The following is an 8,720-nucleotide window of genomic DNA, read 5'->3' as shown; positions in this document are numbered from 1 at the left end:
CCGCCGACCCGCACCACGCCGCCGCGCAGGAGGCGCTCGCCCGCGGTGACCTCGAGGCCGCCGCGGCGGCCTACCGGGCCGGGCTCACCGAAGCCCCCGGTGACCAGGACGCGGCGCTGGGGCTCGCCCGTGTCGAGCTCTTCCAGCGGGTGGCCACGATCGACGCGGCCGCGTTGCGTGCCCGGTTGTCGGCCGACCCCGACGACGTCGAGGCGGCCATCATGCTGGCCGACGTCCTGGTCGCCCGGGGCGAGGTCGAGACGGGCCTGACCCGGCTGGTCGGCGTCGTCCGGCGGACCACCGGTGACGAGCGGGAGCGTGTCCGGGCCCACCTGGTCGGCCTGTTCCAGGCGTTGGGGGACGCCGAGCCGGCGGTCGCCCCGGCCCGCCGCGCCCTCGCCGCCGCCCTGTTCTGAAAACGTCCCGGCATGCCGGGCGTTTTCCCGGCCGGCCGGGCGCACCGTGCCGGCCCGACGAGCCCCGCCGGGCCGGCACGGGCCGGCCGGTTCCCGGCTGGTCAGTTCTGGACGGAGCCCTCGTAGCACAGCCACAGGGTGCTCAGGGCGGGCAGGGTGAGTGTCGCCGACGCCGGCTGGTTGTGGCGGGTGGTGTCCACGGCGAGCACGGAGCCCAGGTTCCCCAGCCCGCTGCCGGCGTACTCGGTGGCGTCGGTGTTGATGAGCTCACGCCAGCGGCCGGCGAACGGCAGCCCGAGCTGGTAGCCGGTGTGCGGGACGCCGGAGAAGTTGGTGACGCAGGCGAGCACCCGCCCGCCCGCCGGGCCGCCGGCCGGAGCGCCGCCGGCCCGGCCACCGCCGGCCGGAGCGCCGCCGGCCCAGCGCAGGAACGAGAACACGTTGTTCTCGGCGTCGTTCGCGTCGATCCAGGAGAACCCCTCCGGGGAGGTGTCCCGTTCCCACAGGGCGGGGGCGGCCCGGTAGGCCCCGTTGAGGTCCTTCAGCAGCGTGGCCACGCCCCGGTGGCCCGGGTCGTCCAGGTGCCACCAGTCCAGCGAGCGGGCCTCGGACCACTCGGCCTCCTGGGCGAACTCCCCGCCCATGAACAGCAGCTGCTTGCCCGGGTGCGCCCACATGTAGCCGTAGAGCGCGCGCAGGTTGGCCAGCTGCTGCCGGCGGTCACCGGGCATCTTGCGCAGCAGCGAGCCCTTCCCGTGCACCACCTCGTCGTGGCTGAGCGGGAGGACGAAGTTCTCCGAGTACGCGTACATCATGGAGAAGGTCATCTGGTGGTGGTGGTACACGCGGAACACCGGCGCCCGGGAGAGGTAGTCGAGCGTGTCGTGCATCCAGCCCATGTTCCACTTGAAGCCGAAGCCCAGGCCGCCCAGGTGCGTCGGGCGGGTCACCCCCGGCCAGGCCGTCGACTCCTCGGCGATCATCAGTACGCCCGGGACGCGCCGGTAGACCGTGGCGTTGGTCTCCTGCAGGAACGACACCGCGTCCAGGTTCTCCCGGCCGCCGTGGACGTTGGGGACCCACTCGCCCTCGGCCCTGGAGTAGTCCAGGTAGAGCATGGAGGCGACGGCGTCCACCCGCAGCCCGTCGACGTGGAACTCCTCGAACCAGTACACCGCGTTCGCGACCAGGAAGTTGCGCACCTCGGGACGCCCGAAGTCGAACACGTACGTCCCCCAGTCGGGCTGCTCGCCGCGGCGGGGGTCGGGGTGCTCGTAGAGCGGGGTGCCGTCGAAGCGGCCCAGCGCCCAGACGTCCCGGGGGAAGTGCGCCGGCACCCAGTCGACGATCACACCGATGCCGGCCTGGTGGAGCTGGTCGACGAGGTAGCGGAAGCCGTCGGGGTCGCCGAAGCGTGACGTCGGCGCGTAGTAGGCCGACACCTGGTAGCCCCAGGAGCCACCGAAGGGATGCTCGGCCACGGGCAGCAGCTCGACGTGGGTGAAGCCCATCTCCCGCACGTGGGCGACGAGCTCGGTGGCGAGCTGCCGGTACGACAGCCCGCGGCGCCAGGAGCCCAGGTGCACCTCGTAGACCGAGACCGGCCTGGTGTGCCACGCGGTGCGCCTGCGCCGCGCCAGCCATGCCTCGTCGTTCCAGGTGTAGCCGGACTCGAAGACGACGCTCGCCGTGGCCGGCGGGTTCTCGGTGTGCAGCGCGAGCGGGTCGGCCTTCTGCCGCCAGACGCCGTCGAAGCCGAGGATCTCGTACTTGTACCGGCAGCCGGCGCCGATGCCGGGCACGAACAGCTCCCAGACGCCGGTCGAGCCCAGGGAGCGCATCGGGTAGGCCCGGCCGTCCCAGAAGTCGAAGTCGCCGACCACCCGCACACCGCGGGCGTTCGGCGCCCACACGGCGAAACCGACCCCGCTGACCTCGGTTGTGCCGGTGCTGTCCGGGTAGCGGCGCACCCGCGCGCCGAGCGCCTTCCACAGCTGTTCGTGGCGGCCCTCGCCGATGAGGTGCAGATCCATCTCCCCGAGGGTGGGCAGGTGGCGGTAGGGGTCGTCGACGACGTGCGTGGCGTCGCAGTACCGGACCTCCAGCCGGTAGCCGGAGACGGCGCTGGTCGGCAGCGCCACGGCGAACACCCCGGCCGTGTGCAGCCGGGTGCATGCGAACCGCTCCTCTTCGGTGATGACGACCACGCTCACCGCGTCCGGCCGCAGGGCCCGCACGATCGTCCACTCCCCGTGGGGATGGGCACCGAGGATGTGGTGCGGGTCGTGGTGCGAGCCGTTCACCAGCCGTTCGAGCTCGGCGGCGGCGACGAGCAGGGGCGGGGGAGGCGACGTCGGGGTGTCCTGGCCGCCGGCGCCCCGCTTCGTCCCGCTCCGCTGCGCCGTGTCCCCCTCCGCTGCGCCGTGCTCCGCTCCGCTGTGCTCCGCGCTGCCGTGCTGGACCGCGGTGTGCTCGCCGCGGCCGGGCCCGCCGTCCCGGTACGCCGCTTCGGGATAGCCGCCGTCTTCGGGATACCCGGTGCCGTAGCCGGTGTCGCCGTGGCCGCTGCCCCGGCGGCCGGTGCCGCCGTGCCCGGCCATGGCCATGGCCGGCAGCGGGGAACGGGCGAGCCCGGAGCTGACGTCGCTCGGAAGACCGCTGGCGTCGCGGCGGCAACCGCCCGGGTGCCCCTCGTCGGCTCCACCTGCCGCGCTGTCAGGACCGATCATGGACAACACGCCATCCTTAGAACGTAGTCATCCGTCCGTGGAGGTCAGCCGTTCGACCGAACCGAGCGGGATCGGCAGCCACGATGGGCGGTGACGGGCCTCGTAGACGACTTCGTACACAGCCTTGTCGAGCTCGAACGCTCGCAACAGGGCAGCTTCCTCGCGTGGGTCGTGCCCGCGGACGCCGGCGTACCCGGTGCAGAAGGCGTCACGGTTGCGAGCCGCCCATTCCTGCGCGCGATATCTGAGTCCGGACTCGTCCTCCCGTTCCACCAACAGCGACCGTTCCAACAACAACGACTGGGCCGCGTAGTCGAATGATCGGAGCATGCCGGCGACATCACGATGGACGGACTGCAGCGCTGTGCGTTCTGCCAGCGGACGTGCCGGTTCACCCTCGAAGTCGAAGAGTACCCACCCCGAGTCCACCCGTAGCACCTGCCCCAGATGGTAGTCGCCGTGTACCCGCTGCAGGGCGACCGGTGACGTCTGGCGGGCGAGTGCGTCGTAGGCGGCGCGCAGCCCCGGCTCGAAGGCCCGCAGCCGCTCGACGGCCCTGATCGCGGCGTCCAGCCGCCCGTGCATCCCGGTGGCCTGCGCCTGCAGGGTCCCGGCGTCGCCGACAGCCGTGGGGAGCGTCTCGGCGATGATGCGGTGCACGTCCGCGGTGGCCGCGCCCAGCCGCTCGGACTCGGCCGCGAAGTCGCCGCCGACCTCGTCGGCGTGCAGGTCCGCCTCCGCGTAGAGGTCCCGGACGCTGGCGAGGGCGAGCCGCCAGCCCTCGGTGCCGCTGCGGAGGAACTCCTGCATGAACGCGAACGTGGCGCGCTGGCCGTCGAGAACACCGTCCAGCCAGGCCAGCGGCCGGGCCACGCTGGGGCTGCCCGCGTCGGCGAGCGCGCGGGTCATCTCCAGGTCCGGGTTCGTCCCTGGCCACAGCCGCCGGAAGACCTTCAGGATGTAGGCGTCGCCGTACACGACCGAGGTGTTGGACTGCTCCGCGCCGATCACGTGGGCGGGGAAGAGCTCGAGCTCCTCCAGCGTGTGCGGCACGAGCCCGTCGCGGGCCGTCCGGTCGCGGACGAACGCCAGCAGGGCGGCGCTGCCCTCCGGATCGTGCAGCCCGTCGTAGACCAGCCCGTCGGCGCACTTGCCGACGAAGAAGCCCTCGTGCCCGTAGGGCGCGTCCGGCCGCACCACCAGCGGTACCTGGTAGTGGTCGGCCGGACCACCATCGGTATAGCGGACCTCGACGACGAAGTGGCGCAGCAGGTCGGACAGGCGCACGTCGCGGACGACACGCAGGCCGGCCCAGGGCCGGCCCTTGCCGGCGAACCAGCGCTGCCGCGGCAGCCAGGGGGGCAGGAGGGCGACCAGATCAGAGTTGCCGCCCACCATCGTCGACCTCCTCGCGCCGTCACCACCTGGCGACCATCCTCGTGACGTGTACGCCCATCGTGACGTGTACGCCCTACCCTGCCGTATGTCTGGCCGGCCGGTACGTCCCGGCCCGTCAGGAGCCCAGTTCCCCCGCCCGGGTGAGCGCGAACCAGTAGTGCCCGTGCCCGGCCAGGGTCAACAGGTACGGCAGTTCCCCGATCGGCGGGAAGCGCACCCCGCCGAGCAGTTCGACCGGCACCATTCCGGTGAACCTGCGGAGATCGAGCTCCACCGGCTGGGCGAAACGTGACAGGTTGGCCACGCAGAGCACTCGGTCGTCGCCGAACTCCCGGACAAAGGCGAAAACAGACGGATTGGACGCCGGGAACTCCTCGAAACTGCCGAGGCCGAAGACCGGGTGCCGCTTGCGCACCTCGATCATCCGCCGGGTCCAGGACAGGAAGGACGTCGGCATCCGCTGCTCGGCCTCGACGTTGAGCGCCTGGTATCCGTACACCGGATCCATGATGGGCGGCAGGTAGAGCCGGGCCGGGTCGCTGGTGGAGAAACCGGCGTTGCGGTCCGGGGACCACTGCATCGGCGTCCGCACACCGTCCCGGTCGCCCAGGTAGATGTTGTCACCCATGCCGATCTCGTCGCCGTAGTAGATCACCGGTGAACCGGGCAGCGAGAGCAGCAGCGCGGTGAAGAGCTCCATCTGGTCGCGGCTGTTCTCCAGCAGCGGGGCGAGCCGGCGGCGTATCCCGATGTTCGCCTTCATACGCGGGTCCTTCGCGTACTCGGCGTACATGTAGTCGCGTTCCTCGTCGGTGACCATTTCCAGGGTCAGCTCGTCGTGGTTGCGCAGGAAGATGCCCCACTGGCAGTTCGGCGGGATCGCCGGTGTCTGCGCCAGGATCTCCGAGATGGGGTAGCGGGACTCCCGGCGGACCGCCATGAAGATCCGCGGCATCAGCGGGAAATGGAACGCCATGTGGCACTCGTCGTCGTCGCCGAAATACTGGACGACGTCGGACGGCCACTGGTTCGCCTCGGCCAGCAGCACCCGGTCGGCGTATTTGGCGTCGATCTCCTTGCGGAGCCGCCGCATGTACTCGTGGGTCTCCGGCAGGTTCTCGCCGTTGGTTTCCTCCCGTACGTAGAGGTACGGGACGGCGTCCAGCCGGAATCCGTCGATGCCGAGGTCCAGCCAGAAGCGCAGCACCTCGAGCATGGCCTCCTGGACGTCCGGGTTGTCATAGTTGAGGTCGGGCTGGTGGGAGAAGAAACGGTGCCAGTAGTACTGGCCGCGCACCGGGTCCCAGGTCCAGTTCGACTTCTCCGTGTCGACGAAGATGATCCGGGCGTCGAGGAACTTCTGGTCCGTGTCCGACCACACGTAGAAGTCGCCGTACGGGCCGTCCGGGTCGCTGCGGGAGGCCAGGAACCACGGGTGCTGGTCGGAGGTGTGGTTCATGACCAGGTCCGCGATGATCCGGATGCCCCGGCGGTGGGCCTCGTCCACCAGGTTGACGAAGTCCCCGAGGTCGCCGAACTCGGGCAGGATCCGGAAGTAGTCGGAGATGTCGTAGCCACCGTCCCGCAGCGGTGACTCGTAGATCGGCAGCAGCCACAGGCAGTCGACCCCGAGCCAGCTCAGGTAGTCGAGCTTGCTGGTGACCCCGCGCAGGTCGCCCGTGCCGTCACCGTTGGAGTCGGCGAAGCCCCGGATGAGGACCTCGTAGAAGACCGCCCGCTTGAACCACAGCGGGTCGCGGGATGGTTCGTCGGCCGGGGGCGGGACGGCACCCCCGGCCGACGTCCCGCCCCCGGCCTCTCCGGTGCCCTCGGTGCCCTCGGTGCCCTCGGTGTCCTCGGTGCTCCTGGCGCTCATGCCCGGCGCCGGACGTCGAGGATGTGGGCTGGTTCCGTCGCCGGGTCCAGCCGGACGTAATTCTCTTGCCCCCACGTGTAGTCAGCCCCGCTGATCTCGTCGTGAACATGGAAGGTCTCCCGCCACTCGAGGCCGAGGGCGGGCATGTCGAGACGGACGGTCGTCTCCCGGGCGTTGCGCGGATCCAGGTTGACGACGACCAGGACGCAGTCGTCGCCCGCCGCCCCCCCGGAGCGCTTGGAGAAGACGAGGAAATCGTCGCCATCGGCATGGTGGAAACGAAGGTTACGCAGCCAGTGCAGCGCCGGATGCTCCCTGCGTATCCGGTTCAGCCTGGCAAGATATGGTGCGAGTGAGCGTCCGTCCTGTTCGGCACCGGCCCAGTCCCGCGGCCGGTACTGGTATTTCTCGGAGTCCAGGTACTCCTCGCCGCCGGCCCGTACGGGAGCGTTCTCGAACAGCTCGTAGCCCGCGTAGACCCCCCACGACGGCGACATCATCGACGCCAGTACCGCGCGGATCCTGAATGCCGCCTCACCGCCCTCCTGCAGGTAGCCGGGCAGAATGTCGGGAGTGTTGACGAAGAAGTTCGGACGCATGTAGTGCGCGGTCTCCAGCAGCTCCCGGCCGTATGTCTCCAGCTCCGACCTCGTGTTGCGCCAGGTGAAGTAGGTGTACGACTGGGTGAAACCGACCCGCGCCAGCGCCCGCATCATGGACGGCCGGGTGAACGCCTCGGAGAGGAAGAGCACGTCCGGCTCGACCGACTTCACCTCGGCGATGAGCCACTCCCAGAACTGGACCGGCTTGGTGTGCGGATTGTCGACCCGGAATATCCGCACCCCGTGCGAGGTCCAGTACCGGACCACCCGCAGCACCTCGTGGTAGAGCCCGACCGGGTCGTTGTCGAAGTTGAGCGGGTAGATGTCCTGGTACTTCTTCGGCGGGTTCTCCGCGTACGCGATGGAGCCGTCGCTGCGCACGGTGAACCACTCCGGGTGCACCTTGGCCCACGGGTGGTCGGGCGCGCACTGCAGGGCCAGGTCGAGGGCGATCTCCATGCCCAGGGCGCGGGCCCTGGCGACGAAGTCGTCGAAGTCGTCGATCGTCCCCAGGCCCGGGTGGACGGCGTCGTGGCCACCGGCGTCACTGCCGATCGCCCACGGCGAGCCCGGGTCGTCAGGGCCCACGACCAGGGTGTTGTTCGGGCCCTTGCGGTTGACCTCGCCGATGGGGTGGATCGGCGGCAGGTAGACCACGTCGAAACCCATCGCGGCGACGGCGGGCAGCCGCTCGGCGGCCGTCGCGAACGTTCCGGAACGCGGCGGGTCCAGGCTCGCACCCTCGGAACGGGGAAAGAACTCGTACCAGCTGCCGAACAGGGCCCGGGGCCGGTCCACCCAGATCCGGTACAGGGGCGAGCGGGTGATGAGCTCCCGCAGCGGGCACCGGGTGAGCAGGTCGACCAGCGCCGGGTCGCACGCCGGCGCGATCCGCCCGTGCGGATCCGTCAGCGTGTCGTCGCGCAGGACGTCGACGGCGTGCCGGACCGCCGCCCGCCGGCTTTCGGGAATCCCGGGCAGGGCGCGCAGCAGGAGCCGGGCGCCGTCCTCGAAGTCCACCGACAGCTCGTCCGTGCTCTGGCCGGCGGCTGTCTTGACCTCGACAGCGTGCCGCCAGGTGGCCACCGGATCGGCCCAGGCCTCGATGCGGAAGCCCCACAGGCCCTCCGAGTCGACCCGGACCTCGGCTTCGTAACGATCAGTGCCCGCTGTGGCCTGCCGCATCCGGGTGAACGGGTTCCCGCGGCCGTCCGGGCCTGACAGCGCCACGTTGGCGCCGATCAGGTCGTGTCCGTCGCGGAACATCGTCGCGGCGACGGTGAGGGTCTCACCCTCGACGGCCCGCGACGGCCACTGCCCACAGGAGACGGCGGGGCTGACGTCAGAGATGACAACCCGGCCTATGGAACGTCCGATCATCGCCGCGACCTTATCCAGGTGGACCACCCCTTGATAGTCGGCCTCTCCTGTACCAGTTGGTGGCACCCCAACGTGAACAGCGTGGGGCCACCAGATGGGGGGGTGTTGGGGGTGCGGAGGTGCTCCGCCGGGGGAGGAGGATGTCGGCATCGGATCGAAGTCTCCACGTTGATACGCGTTCGCGGCCGGGACCGGTGCCGGGCGCGTACCGGTCCGCCGCCATCGGTCCCGCTCCGGGATACCCGGGCCCGCCGGGTCCACGCGGGTGGGGCACCACCTGCCCGGCGCGCCTGCCACGCCGGCGGCCGCCCGCTCGCGC

Annotated in this window: 5 protein-coding genes; 1 reads left to right on the top strand and 4 read right to left on the bottom strand. The window is 70.8% G+C overall.

Translation table 11 applies throughout. The annotated features are described in order from the left end of the window. A partial coding sequence (locus tag NBX02_RS19170; protein WP_250292479.1) for a tetratricopeptide repeat protein occupies window positions 1-416 on the top strand: 416 nt, incomplete at its 5' end. A gap of 101 nt (window positions 417-517) precedes the next feature. On the opposite strand, the gene glgB is transcribed toward NBX02_RS19170, so the two are convergent. From glgB to NBX02_RS19150, 4 genes are all read right to left on the bottom strand, one after another. Further along, window positions 518-3,145, bottom strand: a complete 2,628-nt coding sequence (gene glgB / locus NBX02_RS19165) for a 1,4-alpha-glucan branching protein GlgB (protein WP_250286114.1) — start codon at window positions 3,143-3,145, stop codon at window positions 518-520. Between the two features lie 27 nt (window positions 3,146-3,172). Continuing rightward, complete coding sequence (locus NBX02_RS19160; protein ID WP_250292477.1) at window positions 3,173-4,543, bottom strand: maltokinase N-terminal cap-like domain-containing protein; 1,371 nt, start codon at window positions 4,541-4,543, stop codon at window positions 3,173-3,175. Window positions 4,544-4,658: 115 nt separating this feature from the next. Then, entirely contained in the window at window positions 4,659-6,419 is a 1,761-nt protein-coding gene (gene treS / locus NBX02_RS19155) for a maltose alpha-D-glucosyltransferase (protein ID WP_250286112.1), read from the bottom strand. Next, entirely contained in the window at window positions 6,416-8,401 is a 1,986-nt protein-coding gene (locus NBX02_RS19150; protein WP_250286111.1) for an alpha-1,4-glucan--maltose-1-phosphate maltosyltransferase, read from the bottom strand. Before NBX02_RS19150 ends, treS begins: the two co-directional genes overlap by 4 nt. Between the last annotated feature and the right edge of the window lie 319 nt (window positions 8,402-8,720).

Source organism: Protofrankia sp. CiP1_Cm_nod1, assembly GCF_920888515.1.
Lineage (GTDB): Bacteria > Actinomycetota > Actinomycetes > Frankiales > Frankiaceae > Protofrankia.
The sequence above is the reverse complement of the archived record's forward strand: the minus strand, read 5'-3'. Positions and strand labels throughout refer to the sequence as shown.

Coding starts and splice junctions, on each gene's coding strand:
- glgB (WP_250286114.1), bottom strand. CDS start 3,145: ATGATCGGTCCTGACAGCGCGGCAGGTGGAGCCGACGAGGGGCACCCG.
- NBX02_RS19160 (WP_250292477.1), bottom strand. CDS start 4,543: ATGGTGGGCGGCAACTCTGATCTGGTCGCCCTCCTGCCCCCCTGGCTG.
- treS (WP_250286112.1), bottom strand. CDS start 6,419: ATGAGCGCCAGGAGCACCGAGGACACCGAGGGCACCGAGGGCACCGAG.
- NBX02_RS19150 (WP_250286111.1), bottom strand. CDS start 8,401: ATGATCGGACGTTCCATAGGCCGGGTTGTCATCTCTGACGTCAGCCCC.